Origin of the sequence: Streptomyces sp. NBC_00306, from assembly GCF_036169555.1 — a bacterium.
GTDB classification, from domain to species: Bacteria; Actinomycetota; Actinomycetes; order Streptomycetales; family Streptomycetaceae; genus Streptomyces; species Streptomyces achmelvichensis.
In genome coordinates this window covers 3,298,943-3,315,731 of sequence record NZ_CP108032.1, presented here as the reverse complement: position 1 = coordinate 3,315,731, position 16,789 = coordinate 3,298,943, and the positions used below count along the sequence as shown (strand labels likewise).

The 16,789-nt window shown below is 69.1% G+C and carries 17 protein-coding genes, 1 pseudogene and 1 riboswitch; of the genes and pseudogenes, 16 read left to right on the top strand and 2 right to left on the bottom strand.

The window, feature by feature from the left end:
• Positions 1–4 precede the first annotated feature (4 nt).
• On the top strand, positions 5–397 hold the full coding sequence (locus OHA05_RS14615) for a hypothetical protein (protein WP_328860800.1): 393 nt from the start codon (positions 5–7) through the stop codon (positions 395–397).
• 92 nt (positions 398–489) lie between these two features.
• Here the strand turns inward: OHA05_RS14615 and OHA05_RS14610 are convergent.
• Positions 490–1,260 (bottom strand): annotated as a pseudogene (locus OHA05_RS14610) (tyrosine-type recombinase/integrase); the annotation flags it as partial.
• 601 nt (positions 1,261–1,861) lie between these two features.
• Between OHA05_RS14610 and OHA05_RS14605 the strand changes: the two are divergent.
• Entirely contained in the window at positions 1,862–2,602 is a 741-nt protein-coding gene (locus tag OHA05_RS14605; RefSeq protein WP_328860799.1) for a DUF6193 family natural product biosynthesis protein, read from the top strand.
• 15 nt (positions 2,603–2,617) lie between these two features.
• Here OHA05_RS14605 and OHA05_RS14600 read toward each other — a convergent pair whose 3' ends face one another.
• A complete protein-coding gene (locus OHA05_RS14600) occupies positions 2,618–3,253 on the bottom strand; it encodes a hypothetical protein (protein WP_328860798.1) in 636 nt (211 codons plus the stop codon).
• 241 nt (positions 3,254–3,494) lie between these two features.
• Between OHA05_RS14600 and OHA05_RS14595 the strand changes: the two genes are divergently transcribed.
• The 14 genes from OHA05_RS14595 (at position 3,495) to OHA05_RS14530 (ending at position 16,744) form a co-directional block, all read left to right on the top strand.
• A complete protein-coding gene (locus OHA05_RS14595; RefSeq protein WP_328860797.1) occupies positions 3,495–4,019 on the top strand; it encodes a hypothetical protein in 525 nt (174 codons plus the stop codon).
• A 294-nt stretch (positions 4,020–4,313) separates the two neighbouring features.
• Positions 4,314–4,490 carry a hypothetical protein gene (locus tag OHA05_RS14590; RefSeq protein WP_328860796.1) on the top strand — a complete coding sequence of 59 codons (177 nt, stop codon included), beginning with the start codon at positions 4,314–4,316 and terminating at the stop codon, positions 4,488–4,490.
• 183 nt (positions 4,491–4,673) lie between these two features.
• On the top strand, positions 4,674–5,522 hold the full coding sequence (locus tag OHA05_RS14585) for a tetratricopeptide repeat protein (RefSeq protein WP_328860795.1): 849 nt from the start codon (positions 4,674–4,676) through the stop codon (positions 5,520–5,522).
• A gap of 59 nt (positions 5,523–5,581) precedes the next feature.
• The gene (locus OHA05_RS14580) at positions 5,582–6,103 is read left to right on the top strand and encodes a hypothetical protein (RefSeq protein WP_328860794.1); all 522 of its coding nucleotides are present in this window, start codon (positions 5,582–5,584) and stop codon (positions 6,101–6,103) included.
• 197 nt (positions 6,104–6,300) lie between these two features.
• Entirely contained in the window at positions 6,301–6,951 is a 651-nt protein-coding gene (locus tag OHA05_RS14575) for a SurA N-terminal domain-containing protein (RefSeq protein WP_328860793.1), read from the top strand.
• A 19-nt stretch (positions 6,952–6,970) separates the two neighbouring features.
• Positions 6,971–7,945, top strand: coding sequence for a nucleoside triphosphate pyrophosphohydrolase (locus OHA05_RS14570; protein ID WP_328860792.1), 975 nt, complete (start codon positions 6,971–6,973; stop codon positions 7,943–7,945).
• Positions 7,942–9,177 (top strand): cytochrome P450 family protein, encoded by a 1,236-nt coding sequence (locus OHA05_RS14565; RefSeq protein ID WP_313945896.1) that lies wholly within the window; start codon positions 7,942–7,944, stop codon positions 9,175–9,177. Before OHA05_RS14570 ends, OHA05_RS14565 begins: the two co-directional genes overlap by 4 nt.
• 132 nt (positions 9,178–9,309) lie before the next feature.
• On the top strand, positions 9,310–10,251 hold the full coding sequence (locus OHA05_RS14560; protein WP_328860791.1) for a transglycosylase family protein: 942 nt from the start codon (positions 9,310–9,312) through the stop codon (positions 10,249–10,251).
• 263 nt (positions 10,252–10,514) lie between these two features.
• Positions 10,515–10,689, top strand: a riboswitch (cyclic di-AMP (ydaO/yuaA leader).
• A 4-nt stretch (positions 10,690–10,693) separates the two neighbouring features.
• Complete coding sequence (locus OHA05_RS14555; protein WP_328860790.1) at positions 10,694–11,356, top strand: transglycosylase family protein; 663 nt, start codon at positions 10,694–10,696, stop codon at positions 11,354–11,356.
• Between the two features lie 263 nt (positions 11,357–11,619).
• Positions 11,620–12,906 carry a phosphopyruvate hydratase gene (eno, locus tag OHA05_RS14550; RefSeq protein ID WP_313945899.1) on the top strand — a complete coding sequence of 429 codons (1,287 nt, stop codon included), beginning with the start codon at positions 11,620–11,622 and terminating at the stop codon, positions 12,904–12,906.
• 91 nt (positions 12,907–12,997) lie between these two features.
• A complete protein-coding gene (locus tag OHA05_RS14545; RefSeq protein WP_328860789.1) occupies positions 12,998–13,468 on the top strand; it encodes an FtsB family cell division protein in 471 nt (156 codons plus the stop codon).
• Positions 13,469–13,517: 49 nt separating this feature from the next.
• Complete coding sequence (locus OHA05_RS14540) at positions 13,518–14,114, top strand: DUF501 domain-containing protein (RefSeq protein WP_328860788.1); 597 nt, start codon at positions 13,518–13,520, stop codon at positions 14,112–14,114.
• Entirely contained in the window at positions 14,111–15,040 is a 930-nt protein-coding gene (locus tag OHA05_RS14535; RefSeq protein ID WP_328860787.1) for a Ppx/GppA phosphatase family protein, read from the top strand. Before OHA05_RS14540 ends, OHA05_RS14535 begins: the two co-directional genes overlap by 4 nt.
• Before the next feature lie 318 nt (positions 15,041–15,358).
• A complete protein-coding gene (locus OHA05_RS14530) occupies positions 15,359–16,744 on the top strand; it encodes an NAD(P)/FAD-dependent oxidoreductase (protein WP_328860786.1) in 1,386 nt (461 codons plus the stop codon).
• Positions 16,745–16,789: the final 45 nt, after the last annotated feature.

Sequence of the window (16,789 nt, the reverse complement as noted above, 5' to 3'; positions counted from 1 at the left end):
CATCGTGATTGCGCTGGCAGGAGACGACAGGGACGGCTCCAAGACTCGGGATTGGGAAGTCGAGAATCCTGAACTGGAGCGGATTATTCGATCCATCGCGGACCTCGACGGGAACCGATTTACCGAGATTTCCGTGACGGAATATGAACCATTCCGATATTTGTCGGTTGCGGGTGGTCCAGATCTCTATTTGGTTACCGGTGAATCGGTCGACGGGGAGATTCTTCAGCTGACGGAACCTGATGCCGGTTCGGAGCAGATTGAATTGGTCTGCGGTGGTCAGATGGGATTGTTTGAGCGATCCTCGCTGGTTACTCAAGATCAAGCGATCGGCGCTGTCTCGGAATTCCTGAGGGGTTTCCCTGACGGTCTTGTGGATACCTGGTCCGTGGAGTAATGAACGCCGCCGGGGAGTAGGTTTAAACCTACTCCCCGGCGGCGTTTCTGGAATACAGGAGTTGCCCCTTGACGGCAACGCTGACGGCAACGTCAGCGGACGACGGCTGCGGCGGGTGGGTCGTCGGGGTCGTCGTCCTGGCCGCCGATGGCATTGCCGAGGGCGTCTATGGCGCCGCGTTGGAGTCTGAGGCGTACGTGGGCGTAGACGCCGATGTGGGCGTGGCCCAACAGCTCCTTGATCACGACGAGGTCGACCCCTTGTTCCAGGAGCAGGGTGGCGGTGGAGTGGCGGAGGTCGTGGAAGCGGATGCGTCGGAGGCCAGCCCGGTTGAGGAAGCTGCGGAAGCGGCGGGTGAGATTGGCCGGGTCGATGGGCCGTCCAGTTGGCGTGGTGAAGACGAGGCTGTTGTCCTGCCAGGCAGATCCTGCTGCCTCGTGCTCCTTGTCCTGCCGTTCCTGGTGCTTCTTGAGCGAGTGGAGGCATTCGGTGGGGAGGGCGATGCGGCGTTCGGACGCCCGGGTTTTGGTGGGGAGGTGGGTGAGGCCGCCGGTTCGGGTGCGCTGGAGTGAGTGCCGGATGCTGGCCGTTCCGGTGGTGAGGTCAAGGTCTTCCCAGTGGAGGCCGAGCAGTTCGCCTTTGCGGAGTCCGGTGCGGAGGGCGAGTTCGTACAGTGCGTGGAGCCGGTCGGCGCGAGCCGCGTCGAGGAACTTACGAGCCTCTGTCGCCGTGAGGGGCTGGAAGCGCCTGGGCCGGGGTGCGGTGGTCTTGACGTTCCGGGCGACGTTTCGGGGCAGCTCGTCTTCGCGGACGGCGTGTTCGAGGGAGGACTTGAGCACCGAATGCACGTAGGTCACGGTCAAGGCGACCCGCTGACGCGGGTCGCGCGCGGCACGACCGCCCACCCGGCCCGCTCTCGGCTCCGCCCCCGCGGGCCGGCCAGCGCAGGCCGCGCAGAAACACGTAGCGGACCACCGGAAGCGCGGAGAAGGCCGGACACGCCCGCACGACGAGCGTCAGGCCGACGGCGAGGCGACGGCGGGGAGTTGGCCAGGGCGGAGGCCCAAGGCGGGGCCGGTCGGCTCCGTGGGCTTTACCCACCTCCCCGGGCCGGGGCCCGCGTCGGGCAAGGCCAGGGGGCCACTCGTTCAAATTCCGGGCAGGATCACGACCTGCCCGAGTTGCCGGGCCAGCGTACGGCCCCCTGACCATGCCCGACCCCAACTCCGGCAGACTGCTGATGAGCTTTCAATTCTCAGGGCCGCGTTGCTTGAGCTCGCGTACGGCAGTCCGGGAGCGATGCCCGTTGACGTGAGTCGGGACGAGATCATAGATATGTACGAGGAACTCGACCGCCGGATAAAGTGATCGAAGCGTGCGACGTACTACAGGGCGTGGCATCCGGCGAGTGGCGTTACCGAGAACTTCGCGCTCGACGGCTGACTGGCCAGAGCGAAGTGAGACATGGCAGCCGATGAAGCACCGGAGGCGATTCCGGTCGACCCGGCGCTGTACCCGGATGTCGCCGACACGGGCGGTCTTGTCTCCGCGCTGTACCGCGAGGCGTCCGGGCAGGGACTGGAGCTCGGTCCTCTCGTGGCCGGTGCTCAACCGGGCGCTCTGGTGCGGGCCAAGGCCGTGACCGGCCGTGGGACGTTCCTGGTTGCCGCCGACCGTGACACCGAGCGAGCCTTCGACATCACCGTGTGGGCCCCTGGCGTACATCTCGGGACGGGGAGTACCGGAGATCTCGCTGCAGCGGCGGCTGCTGTGCATGACTGGCAGTCGGGCAGACCGGTCGGCGAGATGGCTGCGGCCTGGCCGTTCATCGACTTCGACCGGCTTGCCGAGGCGCACGTGGAAGGCCGTGCGGTCATCACAGCGTGGCGACTGATGCGCGAGCGTGATCCGGGCGTCCGGCTCGCCGATCCGGAACTTACCGAGGCCGCGTACGCCGAGCCACGACTGCGCGTGCTGTTCCCGTTTCCCACCCACGGCGGGCTCCAGTTCAGCGGCACCACGCGTGATCCGTACACCCACGACATGCCGAGCATCGAACCGCTGCGGAACGGCTGGCGCGTACGCGGTGCGGACGCATCGACGCTCGGTGATGTGCCTACGGCGGCGGCTGCGGTGGCACTGGTTGTGGCGCATCTGCCCGATGGATGCGGACCGGCGGTGGAGGGCCGCTTGGCGGAAGGGTAGGTCTGGTGGTGGGCGTCAGTCGAAGACCAAGGGGCCGATTTCCTGCTGCGCAAGATCGATCAGGAGACTCAGCCCCCGGCCCTGCACCGGTGCTTCGGGCGCTCCCAGCGCATCAGGGTTGTCGTCAGGATGCTCGGCGAGATCGCCCAGTGCGGCGACGATCGCCACTTCGTGGTCCGCAGCCAGGGCAGAAGCCAAGGCGAGCCTAGCGGCGCGAGGAGCCACAGGCTGTTCGGACTGCAGGCGTCCGATCTGAGAAACCCGGTCGGTAGCCGAGCAGGCAGCGGCCAACACGGCAAGCGCGAACCGTACGACCTCGGGCTCGTCCTCCCAGTCGGCGAACAGGCTCGCAGCCGCCTCTTGGACAGCCTCACGGACCTGTGCGAGAAGCACCATGTCGGCATTCGCGTACCCGTCGGGATCTGTCGCGGCATCGCGTTGCGCGATCGTCCCCGCCTCGGCCAGGGTCACGATGAGCGCGGCCCGGACTGCGGGGCTGACGAGCTTGTCATCGGCTAGCTCCGCCAAGAGCAGCGCTTGGTGCGCGGTGCCATTGTCCATCGTCCCTTGGAGCAACTGATCGAAGAGCTCACCCAACAGCTCCGAGTCATCGTCGAATGCATCCGTCTCCTCATCCAGCCACTGCATCATCGAGGCCGGCACTGGTTCCCGGCAGCGCGTTGCGTGATGACAACTCGCAACCGCTGCAGGAGCGGCGTGTGTGGGTGATCATGTGTACCAACTGCCAGTAGCGGCACTCTGCTTGGCGTAGAGAGGGAATTCGGCATCGACGCGGAGACTACCTGCCGAGGGTGGGCCGAGTTCGGTCCACCGACATGGAGCGGCTCACGGAACCAATGCCCGGGGTTGATCGATTCGAGAGGCAGACAGGGTGAGAGCCGCGTCTCGGCGACCGGTTAGGGCGTCGCTGCTCGAACTGGGGCGTCACGACTGGGCGGTTCTGCGCTGCGGATGCCGAGAATCGGGCGCCCACCTCCCGGAGACCTTCTCCAGGCTCCTCGAAGCCAGGACGATCGAGGAGACCGTGGGTTGCAGGCTGGACGGCCACCTGGAAGAGCAGTCGATGCTCTTCGAGGTGGCACCCCACGCCGTCCCGGTGATCCTTGCGGCGCTCCAGGAAGATCTGCCTGCTTTCGTCAGAAGCCACTTGCTGGCGGTGCTCTGGCGACTGGTGACGGGGGAGTCGCACCGCAGTGAGGCGGAGGCCGGCTCTCCCGATCTCGAGGAGGAGTGTTGCGCGGGGACGCGGGAGGGTATCTGGCTGCTCTACCACGAGGCGGCATCTGGGGACGTCGAGACGGCGCTGGACATCCTGGAGTTCGTCGATCCCGATGAGACCCGGTTCGAAGCCTTCCGGTCCGCCCTCCAGGATCGGCTGAAGAGGAGGCGGTCGTAGGCGATGCAGCGGACCGATCGCGCCTGCACTGAGGTGCCGCATCGGGCTGGTCCTCGACACCTCTTCGCAGCTGTCGCTCGGGATCTGGTCCGTGCGCAGCATGTGTTCGCTTCGTGCAACCTCGCCGTACTCCCGCTGCACGAACGTCGTGGGCCAGCGGATCTGGACGAGAAGACGGAGGTGAGACCAGATGGAGTCCCATCTGCTGCGGGTGGTCGCGCTGTTGGAGGATGCGTTTCCGGACGGGCTGGAAAAGCCGACATCGCACCGCTCCTGGTCGTTCTTTCGGAAGGGATGTCCGAGGAGAACGTGGGGGTCACCGCGGGAGTCTTCCTGCGGATTCACGAGGCCGAAGCCACGTGGCTGGCGGTCGAGGCGCTGAGGACCGCCGCAAACCGCGTGCGGCGGGCCCGGGTCGAGGCGCTGCGGGCGCGCTTGGTGTCTCACGGGTGGGACCCGGACGAGGACTGATCACTTTTTGACGGTCGGAGTGCCGGGAGACCTGTGGTTCCAGTCTCAAGACGTTCCGGTCGCCGCTCAGGGCCGGTTGAGTGTGGCGAAGCCGATCCCACAGGTCCGCCGGACCGGGCCTCTCCCGACTCCCCGCCTCCCGCCGCTGTTACTTTGCACGTCGCCATCACCTGGAGGTCCGCAGTGAGTACCCATGACGAGCTGAACCGGCGCGCCGAGGACGGCGATGTTCCCGCCATGCTCGAGCTCGCCGCGGCCTCCGCCGATCTCCCGGACCGCGTGAAGTGGTTTCTGCGTGCCGCCCAAGCCGGTGATGCCACGGCGAGTGAGCAACTCATCGGCTGCCGACCAGAGTTGGAGGCACGGGCCGTCGGCGGGGACGTGGAGTGCCAGAGCGTCTTGGGCGGGGTGCTGCTGGCCCGGGACGAGGATCCCGGCCGCGCCGCGAGCTGGTTCCGTCGGGCCGCCGACGCGGGGCACAACGAAGCACGGCGCAGTCTCGGCTACCTCCTCGTCGAGGGCGCGGGCGTGCCGAAGGACGTGACAGGCGCCGAGAGGCTCTTCCGGGCTGCCGCGGCTGAGGGCGATGTGCTCGCTCAGTACAACCTCGCCGTACTTCTGCTGGACGAGAGCCCCTGGCCCGTGGACCTGAACGAGGTGATTCCCCTCCTCGAGTCGGCCGCGCTGGCCGGCGTCGAGGAGGCGGCGACGCGGCTCGGTGACGAGTTCGACGCCGTGGGGGACGAGGCAGGCGCGCTGCGGTGGTACGAGGTCGCCGCCGAGGGTGGGCACATCGGCGCCATGTTCGCCGTCGGCAGCCGGTACCGGGACGGTGTCGGCGTGCAGGCGGACGGCGTTCAGGCGGTCAGGTGGTTCCTCGGCATGCTGGACATGCCCAGCTTCGACGGCATCCACGAGATCTTCTCGATGGCGCCTTCGCTGACCGACGAGCAGATCCGACGCGGCGGGCGGCTTGCCGGCCGGGACGACGAGGCGCAAAAGATCATCGAGATGCGCGCCTCATCGTCCTGAGGTTCGTTCTGAGCCGTCACGCAGAATCCACCGTCTCGCTCAAGCAGAGGTCGCCCCACATGAGTGCCGCACCCGAACTGTCGCGCCTCATCGCCCTCTGCCCTCCACCCGCCGCGCCTCCGCCGCGGGTGAAGCAGGGCCGCATCCCCATTCCCTCGGCACACACCGAACTGCTCGCGGTCTACGGCGTCGGCTGCTTCGACGACTTCCTGTCCATCTACGGAAACGGTGTCGGCAACACCTGTCTCGACATCTCGGACAGTACGGCGCGGTCCACAAAGATCCTCGCGGGCAAGGCGATCCCCGAACTGCGCGCGCAGCTCGATGCCTTCGGGGCCCGCCCCGAGGACCTCGTCCAGTGGGGTGGGACCAGCAACGCCGACTGGCTGTTCTGGATTCCGGTCGGTGAGCCCGAGACGTGGCCCACGGTCGTCGTGGAGGCGGGACAGCTCGCGTTCGCCGTCCTGCACAGGTCGTCCACCGGAGTGCTGCTGGACGTGCTTTCCAGGACCTGGAGCACCCCGATCTTCCCGGACGATTTTCCCGACGACTTCCCCGCATTCGAGCCCTACCGGGCCTGACCCCCGGCCGGGGGGTACGTCCCCGGACAGCGGGGCCCGCCGGGTTCTCGTGATCCGGGCGCATGACGCACCCGGATCCGCACCTCGAACCCGAGACGAATCGTTGGTCGAACCAGTGGCCCAGACCCCCTGGACTGCCTACCATCGATCACCGCAGGACTTTGTGCACCGCCGCACAATCACGCCGGGAGGCTCCCTTGCACCGCCGTCGTCGTACCGCGATCACCGTCTCCGCCGCGCTTCTCGTCGCCGCGCCGCTTCTTGCCGGCTGCGGGAACGAGGCTCACCCCGGCGCCGCCGCCGTCGTCGGCGGGGAGCGGATCGACGTGTCCACCGTCCAGGCGAAGGTGAAGGACGTCCGCACCGCGCAGCAGAGCTCCCCGCAGTCCGCCCAGCTCATCAAGGAGAGCGGGCAGCTGAGCCGGGCCAAGCTCTACGACCTCATCGTCGAGCAGGTCGTCGAGCGCGCCGCGAAGGACGCCGGGGTGCGGGTCAGCCGCAAGGAGATCCAGGACGGGCGCGCCGCCCTCGTGCAGCAGTCCGGTGGGGAGGAGCAGCTCGCCGCCATGTATCTGCAGCAGCGCGGTGTCGCTCCGGACCAGGTCGACGACGTCGTCCGCCGCGACCTCCTCGTCAGCAAGCTCGCCGCCTCGCTCGGCGCCGGCAACACCCCCGAGGGCCAGCAGAAGCTGAACGACGCCTTCAGCGCCGCCGCCGCCAAGCTGGACATCGACGTCAACCCGCGCTTCGGCGTCTGGGACGACAAGAAGCTCGAGCTCGGCGACTACAAGGCGCCCTGGATCGCCCAGGTCACCAAGGCGCAGGAGCCCGTCGAGACGGGTGCGTAGCGCGGGGTAGGTTCGAGGGGTGACCACACACACCCCTTCTCCCGGCCGCATCGTCCTGCTCACCGCCAGCCATCGCGTCGCCCCCGGACTGCTGTCCTGGCCCGCCTGGCAGACGCTGCAGGCGGCCGACCGGGTGCTGTGCGCCGATGCCTCGCACCCGCAGCTGCCCTACCTCCGCGAGGCCGGTGTCGCTGTGGAGATCGCCGCGCCGAGCGCCGAGGAGCTCCTCGGCGCCTGCGAGGGCGGCGCCACCGTCGTGGTCGTGCCCGCCGGTGAGGGGGACCAGGCGCTGACCGACGGGCTCGCCCGGCTCGCCGGGTCGGGCCGGGTGCAGATGCCGGACCTGGAGCTGCTGCCCGGCTCGTACGACCTCCCGGGCGCGCGACTGCTCGATCTGGTGCAGGTCATGGACCGCATCCGTATCGAGTGCCCGTGGTCGTCGCAGCAGACCCACCGCGGTCTCGCGAAGTACGGGATCGAGGAGGCGTACGAACTCGTCGAGGCGATCGAGGAGGGGGACCGGGACGAGCTGCGCGAGGAGCTCGGGGACGTCCTGCTCCAGGTGATCTTCCACGCGCGCATCGCGCAGGAGGGCCGCGAGGAGGACGGCGCCGAGCCGTTCTCGATCGACGACGTCGCCGGCACGATCGTCGAGAAGCTGATCCACCGGCATCCTCATGTCTTCGGCGACGAGAAGGCCGAGACCCCGGAGGACGTGAAGGAGCACTGGCTCCGCACGAAGGCGATCGAGAAGCAGCGCGACTCGGTGACCGACGGCGTACCGCTCGGCCAGCCCGGCCTGGCGCTCGCGGCCAAGCTGGCGTCCCGGGTGCGTACGGCGGGGCTCGACGTGCCGCTCCCGTCCGGCGAGGGAATCGGCTACGAGCTGCTGGCCGCGGCCGTCCGCGCCGAGGCGGCCGGGGTCGACCCGGAGGCCGCGCTGCGTGCCGCCGCCCGCGTCTACCGGGACGAGATCAAGGCCGCCGAGCGGTGACCGACCGGCCCGAGCTGTTCACCTGGGAGTTCGCCACCGACCCCTATCCCGCGTACGCCTGGCTGCGCGAGCACGCGCCCGTGCACCGCACCCGGCTGCCCAGCGGGGTGGAGGCGTGGCTCGTGACCCGGTACGCCGACGCCAAGCAGGCGCTCGCCGACCAGCGGCTGTCGAAGAATCCCGCGCACCACGACGAGCCCGCGCACGCGAAGGGGAAGACGGGAATTCCCGGCGAGCGCAAGGCCGAGCTGATGACGCATCTGCTCAATATCGACCCGCCCGACCACACCCGGCTGCGGCGGCTCGTCTCCAAGGCGTTCACCCCGCGGCGGGTCGCCGAATTCGCGCCGCGTGTTCAACAGTTGACCGATCAGCTCATCGACGGCTTCGTGGAAAAGGGGGAGGCGGACCTCATCCACGAGTTCGCCTTTCCGCTCCCCATCTACGCCATCTGCGATCTGCTCGGCGTCCCGCCGGAGGACCAGGACGACTTCCGGGACTGGGCGGGGATGATGATCCGTCACGGCGGCGGGCCGCGCGGAGGTGTCGCGCGGTCGGTGAAGAAGATGCGGGGGTATCTCGCCGAGCTGATCCACCGCAAGCGCGAGGATCCCGGCGACGATCTGATCTCCGGGCTGATCCGGGCGAGCGACCACGGCGAGCACCTCACCGAGAACGAGGCCGCCGCGATGGCCTTCATCCTGCTGTTCGCCGGTTTCGAGACGACGGTGAACCTCATCGGGAACGGCGTGTACGCGCTGCTGCGCCACCCGGAGCAGCGCGAGCGGCTGCAGGCCTCCCTCGCCGCCGGGGAGAGCGCGCTGCTGGAGACCGGCGTGGAGGAACTCCTGCGCTACGACGGCCCCGTGGAGCTCGCCACCTGGCGCTTCGCCACGGAGTCCCTCGTCATCGGCGGCCAGGAGATCGCGACGGGCGACCCGGTGCTCGTGGTGCTCGCGGCCGCCGACCGGGACCCGGAGCGGTTCACGGACCCCGACGCGCTCGACCTCTCCCGGCGCGACAACCAGCACCTCGGTTACGGGCACGGCATCCACTACTGCCTCGGCGCACCGCTGGCCCGGCTGGAGGGACAGACCGCGATCGCCACGCTGCTCCGGAGAATGCCGGACTTGCGGCTTGCGGGCGATCCGGCCGATTTGCGCTGGCGTGGGGGTCTCATTATGCGTGGATTGCGAAGCCTGCCCGTTGAGTTCACACCTGGACGCAGCTGACGACCCGTCAAGACTGTGACTTTCACGTGATCTCCGCTGCATCGACTTGTGACACACGATCGAATCCGGCTACTTTCACGGTCGTCTCAGAAGACATCAGTTGTTATCTGTAGTCACTCGAAGGGCACCCGCATGCTTTCCGGCCAAGGTCGTCACCGTCGTCCCCGTCAGGCTCCGGCCATCGTTGTCGCGGCAGGGGTGACGGGATCGGCCATCGCGATCCCCCTTCTCGGTGCGGGTTCGGCCTCCGCCGCCGACGCCGCCACCTGGGACCGCGTCGCGGCCTGCGAGAGCGGCGGCCAGTGGAGTGCCGACATGGACAACGGCTACTACGGCGGTCTGCAGTTCGCCCAGGAGACGTGGGAGGACTTCGGCGGCACGGACTACGCGGACCGGGCCGACCTCGCCAGCCGCTCCCAGCAGATAGCCGTCGCCGAGAAGGTCCTGGAGGCCCAGGGCCCCGAGGCGTGGGCGACCTGCGCGGGCATCGCGGGGCTGACACAGGACGGCACCGGCGCCGGTGTCGACCCGGGCGCCTCGACCCCCGCGGAGCAGGGCGCGACGTCCGACAACCCTCTCGCCTCGCTGGCGCCCTCGAAGTCCGCCTCGCCCTCCGAGACGGCCGAGCCCGCGCCGGCCCCGACGCAGGGCATCGGCAACAACGGGACCGGTGACAGCGGCAGCGCCACCGGCAAGCACCGCGGTGAACCCGCCGCCGAGCCGACGGAGCCGGAGTCGACCGGGGCGACCGGGGCGACCGGGGCGACCGGAACGGCCGAGCCGGGCAATACGGACAATGAGCGCGAAGCGGGGCGTCACGCCTCGCGCGGTGACGATGCGGCACGCGACGGCGAGGGCGCGGCCGATGAGGCCGGCGAGCCGGCCGAGACGAACGACACGGACGCCGCGCCCGGTTCGTACACCGTCCGCCCCGGCGACTCGCTGTCGGCCATCGCGGCCGCGCAGAAGCTGCCCGGAGGCTGGAGTTCCCTTTACAAGGCGAATGCTCAGACCGTCGGTGACGACCCCGACCTGATCCTGCCTGGCCAGAGCCTGGAGCTCGGCCTGAAGTAGGGGCAGTACAGGCGCCTTTGTCCGAATCGTGCAACTGAGACAAGGGTCTCTTTGCCGCAACTCGCCCATCTTGCCCGGCGGAACGGGGCATTCCGCCCTCGACCTGCAGGAACGCACGGTTCCGGAGGGGCGGGATGGGCGTTTTCTCCCCGATGTTCGTCTTTGAACATCGGGGAGCCTTGTGTTTACGGTCTGAACCGCTCGCCATCGCGGGCACCGCTGACCGTCACGCCGAATCCTGCCGTCGGTCGGGGGGAGTAGTCGACGCGTATGCGCCGTAGGCAGGAGCGGGGGAACCAAGGTAAGCGCCGGCCCCGGCAGTTGCAGATGAACTGCGGGTACCGGCTTGGGGTGGAGCCGTGCGCACGACTGCGCGGCCGGGCAACTCACTTGGCCCGAACCCGACAGCTCACCTCGTAGGCGTCGGTGAGAGAGATGTTCCATGCTGTTTTCCGGCAAGGCCAAGCACCGTCGCCCGTCCAAGGCCACCCGTATCGCCACGCTCGCCGGTGTCACCGGTGCGGCCGTCGCCGCCCCGCTGCTCGGCGCCACCACCGCCTCCGCCGCGACCACGTCCGAGTGGGACCAGGTCGCGCAGTGCGAGGCCGGCGGCAACTGGTCGATCAACACGGGTAACGGGTACTACGGCGGCCTGCAGTTCTCCGCCTCCACCTGGGCCGCGTACGGCGGTACCCAGTTCGCCTCGACCGCCGACCAGGCCTCGAAGGCGCAGCAGATCCAGATAGCCGAGAAGGTCCTCGCGGGCCAGGGCAAGGGTGCATGGCCGAACTGCGGCGTGAACCTGTCCAACGCCGCCAACGACGCCGGCTCCGCGCAGGAGGCCCAGCCGCAGCAGCGTGCCGAGGCCCCGACCACCCGCTCCGAGCGCGCCGAGGCCCCCGCCCCGGCGAAGTCCTCGAAGCCGGCCGCCAAGTCCTTCAAGAAGGGCGACGGCGAGTACAAGGTCAAGGCCGGTGACACGCTCAGCAAGATCGCCAAGGCCGAGAAGGTCAAGGGCGGCTGGAAGAAGCTGTTCGACCTGAACAAGGGCGTCGTCACCGACGCCGACGTGATCCACCCGGGCCAGCAGCTCCACCTGAGCTGACCCACCCGGGCCGGCGCACCCGCGCCGGCCCGCCCCGGGACACAGACCACCCCGGTCCGGAGCGCATCCCCCGTACGCGCCGGGCCGGGGTTCTCTCTGTTACCCATGGGTAGATTGGGGGCGTTTTGTCCCCAGCACCCGCTGTTCATGCCCTTTTTCGTCCCAGGAGGCGGGCATCGGGCGGCTGATGCCCCGCCGCCGGTTAGGCTCGTGCCGCAAGGCCAATGAGACCCTGCACTCCAAGCGTCACATCCCAGAAGGAGATGCTCGTGCCGTCCATCGACGTCGTCGTAGCCCGGGAAATCCTGGACTCCCGAGGCAACCCCACGGTCGAGGTCGAGGTTGGCCTCGACGACGGCAGCACGGGTCGTGCTGCAGTTCCGTCCGGCGCATCCACCGGTGCGTTCGAGGCTCTCGAGCTCCGCGACGGTGACCAGAACCGCTACCAGGGCAAGGGTGTCGAGAAGGCCGTCCTCGCCGTCATCGAGCAGATCGGCCCGGAGCTCGTCGGCTACGACGCCACCGAGCAGCGCCTGATCGACCAGGCGATGTTCGACCTGGACGCCACCCCGGACAAGTCCTCGCTCGGTGCCAACGCCATCCTCGGCGTTTCGCTCGCCGTGGCCCACGCCGCCTCCGAGGCCTCCGACCTGCCGCTCTTCCGTTACCTGGGCGGCCCGAACGCGCACCTGCTGCCCGTTCCGATGATGAACATCCTCAACGGCGGCTCGCACGCCGACTCCAACGTGGACATCCAGGAGTTCATGATCGCCCCGATCGGCGCGGAGTCCTTCTCCGAGGCGCTGCGCTGGGGCGCCGAGGTCTACCACACCCTGAAGAAGGTGCTGAAGACCAAGGGCCTGTCCACCGGTCTCGGTGACGAGGGCGGCTTCGCGCCGAACCTCGACTCCAACCGCGCCGCCCTGGACCTGATCCTCGAGGCCATCAAGGAAGCCGGCTACGCCCCCGGCAAGGACATCGCGCTCGCGCTCGACGTCGCCGCGTCCGAGTTCTACAAGGACGGCGCGTACGAGTTCGAGGGCAAGTCCCGCTCGGCCGCCGAGATGACCGAGTACTACGAGGAGCTCGTCGCCTCCTACCCGCTGGTCTCCATCGAGGACCCGCTGTTCGAGGACGACTGGGCCGGCTGGAAGGTCCTGCACGACAAGCTGGGCAGCAAGGTCCAGATCGTCGGCGACGACCTGTTCGTCACCAACCCCGAGCGCCTCGCCCGCGGTATCGAGGAGGGCTCCGCCAACGCCCTGCTGGTCAAGGTCAACCAGATCGGTTCGCTGACCGAGACCCTGGACGCCGTCGAGCTGGCCCAGCGCAACGGCTTCAAGTGCATGATGTCCCACCGCTCCGGTGAGACCGAGGACGTCACCATCGCCGACCTCGCCGTCGCCACCAACTGCGGCCAGATCAAGACCGGCGCCCCGGCCCGCTCCGAGCGCGTCGCCAAGTACAACCAGCTGCTGCGCATCGAGGAGATCCTCGACGACGCCGCGGTGTACGCCGGCCGCAGCGCCTTCCCCCGCTTCAAGGGCTAGGTCGCAGCGGGCTAGCAAGTCGTCCACACGTCCCCGGCCGCGGTCCCGTACCGTGTCCGGGGACGTGCGCACGTAACAGGGGAGGCAGGACATGGCCGCGAAGGACCGGGATCGGTTCTCCACCGCGACCAGGCTGCGGCTGCTCGGCGAGCAGACCGCGGCTCGTGTCTACCGCTCCCAGACCCGGCGGCAGGCCCGTCGCTCCCGGCTCACCGGCCGTGCGGCGTTCCTCGCCCTGATCGTCTGTTCCCTCGTCGTCGCCCTCGCCTATCCGATGCGGCAGTACGTCTCCCAGCGTTCCGACATGGCCGAGCAGAGGCGCCGGATGGCCGAGGCGGAGCAGCAGGTCGAGGAGCTGCGTGACGAGAAGGCGCGCCTCCAGGACGACATGTACGTCAAGCGGCTGGCCCGCGAGCATCTGCACTACGTGATGCCGGGCGAGACCGGCTACACCATGATCGACCCCGAAGTCGCGGAGAAGCGCCGCACGGAGGAAGGGGCGGCCGACCGTCCCTGGTACTCCAACGTCTGGGACGGCGTCGACACCGCCGACCGCCGGTAGACGGCACCGCACGCCAGTAGAACCGTAGAACCGTAGAGCCAAGGCAGGCATGGAAACCCCTCCTCCCCACACCGATCCGACCGAGCCCACCGACGCGGACATCGCCGCGTTCAAGGAGCAGCTCGGGCGTCCGCCGCGCGGACTGCGCGCCATCGCGCACCGCTGTCCCTGCGGGCAGCCCGATGTCGTCGAGACGGCGCCCCGGCTTCCGGACGGCACCCCGTTCCCGACGCTGTACTACCTGACCTGCCCGCGGGCGGCGTCGGCGATCGGCACGCTGGAGGCGAACGGCGTGATGAAGGAGATGACCGAGAGGCTCGCCACGGATCCGGAGCTGGCGGCGGCCTACCGGGCGGCCCACGAGGACTACATCGCGCGCCGTGACGCCATCGAGGTCCTGGCGAACTTCCCGAGCGCGGGCGGTATGCCGGACCGGGTGAAGTGCCTGCACGTCCTGGTGGGCCACTCGCTGGCGGCGGGCCCGGGGGTCAACCCGCTGGGCGACGAGGCGATCGCGATGCTGCCGGAGTGGTGGCGCAAGGGCCCGTGCGTCTCCGCGGGGATCGCGGACGAGCCGGACACGGCGGCCGCGGGCACGACGGCGGACACGGCGGCGGGCGGCGGCGACGAGGGCGGCCCGGCATGACGAGGGTCGCCGCCGTCGACTGCGGCACGAACTCGATCCGGCTGCTCGTCGCCGACGCGGACCCCGCCACGGGCGAACTCGTCGACCTCGACCGCCGGATGACCATCGTCCGTCTCGGCCAGGGCGTCGACCGCACCGGCCGGCTCGCCCCCGAGGCGCTGGAGCGCACCTTCGCGGCCTGCCGCGAGTACGCGGACATCATCAAGGAGCACGGCGCGCAGAAGGTGCGCTTCGTCGCCACCTCCGCCTCCCGGGACGCCGAGAACCGGGAGGACTTCGTCCGGGGCGTCCTCGACATCCTGGGCGTCGAGCCCGAGGTGATCACCGGTGACCAGGAGGCGGAGTTCTCCTTCACCGGCGCCACCAAGGAGCTGGCCGGTGACGAGGAGCGCCTGGTCGTCGACATCGGTGGCGGGTCCACCGAGTTCGTCATCGGCCGGCATGCCGTCGAGGCCGCCCGGTCCGTCGACATCGGCTGCGTACGGCTGACCGAACGCCATGTGCGCAGCGATCCGCCGGCCGCCGCCGAGGTCGCCGCCATAAGGACGGACATCGAGGCGGCGCTCGACCTCGCGGAGCTGACCGTCCCGCTGAGGGGCGCCGGCACCCTCGTCGGTCTCGCCGGTTCGGTGACCACCGTCGCGGGCATCGCGCTCGGCCTCGACGCGTACGACTCCACGGCGATCCACCATGCGCGGATCTCCTACGAGAAGGTCGCCGAGGTGACGCGCAGCCTCCTGGAATCCACCCACGACGAGCGGGCGGCGAACCCCGTGATGCACCCGGGGAGGGTGGACGTCATCGTCGCCGGAGCCCTTGTCCTGCTCGCCGTCATGGAGCGGATCGGGGCCCGGGAAGTGGTCGTGAGCGAGCACGACATCCTGGACGGGATCGCCTGGTCCGTCGCCGCCGAACGAACTTCGTGAAGTTCTTCACAAGGAAATGGTCCCTGATGGGCGCTTCAGGGGGCCGAATGGTCGGCGAGGCCCCCTGACAGGGGCCCGCCGGGCACCCGCCCGGCCGTTCCGGACCACTGCCGGGCGGCTGGGACGCGACGGTTGTTCACCCCGGGGCCCGCTCAAGCGAGCAGCTCACAGGGGGTGAACAACGTCTCCGTGGGGGCGTGGTTCCCTTTCGGGATCATGACCTCCATCACGTGGGCCGCGCAGTGTAGCAGAGGTGGGTCCACTCCTTGTGAAGGGGCTCACGAGCACCCCCTCCGAGGGGGGTGGATACTCGATGGCATGAGCACCACGGAGCGTCCCCGGATCCTCGTAGTAGGCGGTGGGTACGTAGGCCTGTACGCAGCCCGGCGCATTCTGAAGAAGATGCGCTACGGCGAGGCGACCGTCACGGTCGTCGACCCGCGCTCGTACATGACGTACCAGCCCTTCCTTCCCGAAGCTGCCGCCGGCAGCATCTCGCCCCGGCATGTCGTCGTCCCGCTGCGACGCGTCCTGCCCAAGGCCGAGGTGCTCACCGGGCGGGTCACGACCATCGACCAGGACCGCAAGGTCGCCACGATCTCGCCGCTCGTCGGCGAGGCGTACGAGCTGCCGTTCGACTACCTGGTCGTCGCGCTCGGCGCGGTCTCCCGTACCTTCCCGATCCCCGGCCTCGCCGAGCAGGGCATCGGCATGAAGGGCATCGAGGAGGCCATCGGCCTGCGCAACCACGTGCTGGAGCAGCTCGACAAGGCCGACTCGACCACCGACGAGGAGGTCCGCCGCCGGGCGCTGACCTTCGTCTTCGTGGGCGGCGGCTTCGCCGGTGCGGAGACCATCGGTGAGGTCGAGGACCTGGCGCGGGACGCGTCCAAGTACTACGCCAGCGTCAAGCGCGAGGACATGCGGTTCATCCTCGTCGACGCGGCGGACAAGATCCTTCCCGAGGTCGGCCCGAAGCTGGGCAAGTACGGCAAGGAGCACCTCGAGGGCCGCGGCATCGAGATCTACCTCTCGACGTCGATGGACTCCTGCGTGGACGGCCACGTCGTGCTGAAGAACGGCCTCGAGGTCGACTCCAACACCATCGTGTGGACCGCCGGTGTGAAGCCGAACCCGGCGCTCGCGCGCTACGGCCTCCCGCTCGGCCCGCGCGGCCACGTCGACACCGCCACCACCCTCCAGGTGCAGGGCACCGACTACATCTGGGCCGCGGGCGACAACGCCCAGGTGCCGGACATGGCGGCCCGCAAGGCCGGCGTGGAGAACGCCTGGTGCCCGCCGAACGCACAGCACGCGCTGCGTCAGGCGAAGATCCTCGGTGACAACGTCATCTCCGGTATGCGGGGCTTCCCGCAGAAGGAGTACAGCCACGCCAACAAGGGTGCGGTCGCCGGGCTCGGCCTGCACAAGGGCGTCGCGATGATCGTCATGGGCAAGGTGAAGATCAAGCTCAAGGGCCGGCTGGCGTGGTACATGCACCGTGGCTACCACGGTATGGCGATGCCGACCTGGAACCGCAAGATCCGTGTCTTCGCCGACTGGACGCTGGCGATGTTCCTCAAGCGTGAGGTCGTGTCCCTGGGCGCGATCGAGACGCCGCGCGAGGAGTTCTACGAGGCGGCCAAGCCCGCTCCGGCGGTGACGGCGGCGGCGCCGGCCCCGGAGAAGGCCAAGGCTTCCTGACGCGGCATCTGTCCCTGAGGGCCGTCCGCCATCCGTGGTGCGGGC

Bases quoted from the DNA above. Each gene is read 5' to 3' on its own strand.
- eno (WP_313945899.1), top strand. From the start codon at position 11,620: ATGCTCGTGCCGTCCATCGACGTCGTCGTAGCCCGGGAAATCCTGGAC.
- OHA05_RS14600 (WP_328860798.1), bottom strand. From the start codon at position 3,253: ATGATGCAGTGGCTGGATGAGGAGACGGATGCATTCGACGATGACTCG.
- OHA05_RS14555 (WP_328860790.1), top strand. From the start codon at position 10,694: ATGCTGTTTTCCGGCAAGGCCAAGCACCGTCGCCCGTCCAAGGCCACC.
- OHA05_RS14540 (WP_328860788.1), top strand. From the start codon at position 13,518: ATGGAAACCCCTCCTCCCCACACCGATCCGACCGAGCCCACCGACGCG.
- OHA05_RS14545 (WP_328860789.1), top strand. From the start codon at position 12,998: ATGGCCGCGAAGGACCGGGATCGGTTCTCCACCGCGACCAGGCTGCGG.
- OHA05_RS14530 (WP_328860786.1), top strand. From the start codon at position 15,359: ATGAGCACCACGGAGCGTCCCCGGATCCTCGTAGTAGGCGGTGGGTAC.
- OHA05_RS14605 (WP_328860799.1), top strand. From the start codon at position 1,862: ATGGCAGCCGATGAAGCACCGGAGGCGATTCCGGTCGACCCGGCGCTG.
- OHA05_RS14580 (WP_328860794.1), top strand. From the start codon at position 5,582: ATGAGTGCCGCACCCGAACTGTCGCGCCTCATCGCCCTCTGCCCTCCA.
- OHA05_RS14535 (WP_328860787.1), top strand. From the start codon at position 14,111: ATGACGAGGGTCGCCGCCGTCGACTGCGGCACGAACTCGATCCGGCTG.
- OHA05_RS14560 (WP_328860791.1), top strand. From the start codon at position 9,310: ATGCTTTCCGGCCAAGGTCGTCACCGTCGTCCCCGTCAGGCTCCGGCC.
- OHA05_RS14590 (WP_328860796.1), top strand. From the start codon at position 4,314: ATGTCCGAGGAGAACGTGGGGGTCACCGCGGGAGTCTTCCTGCGGATT.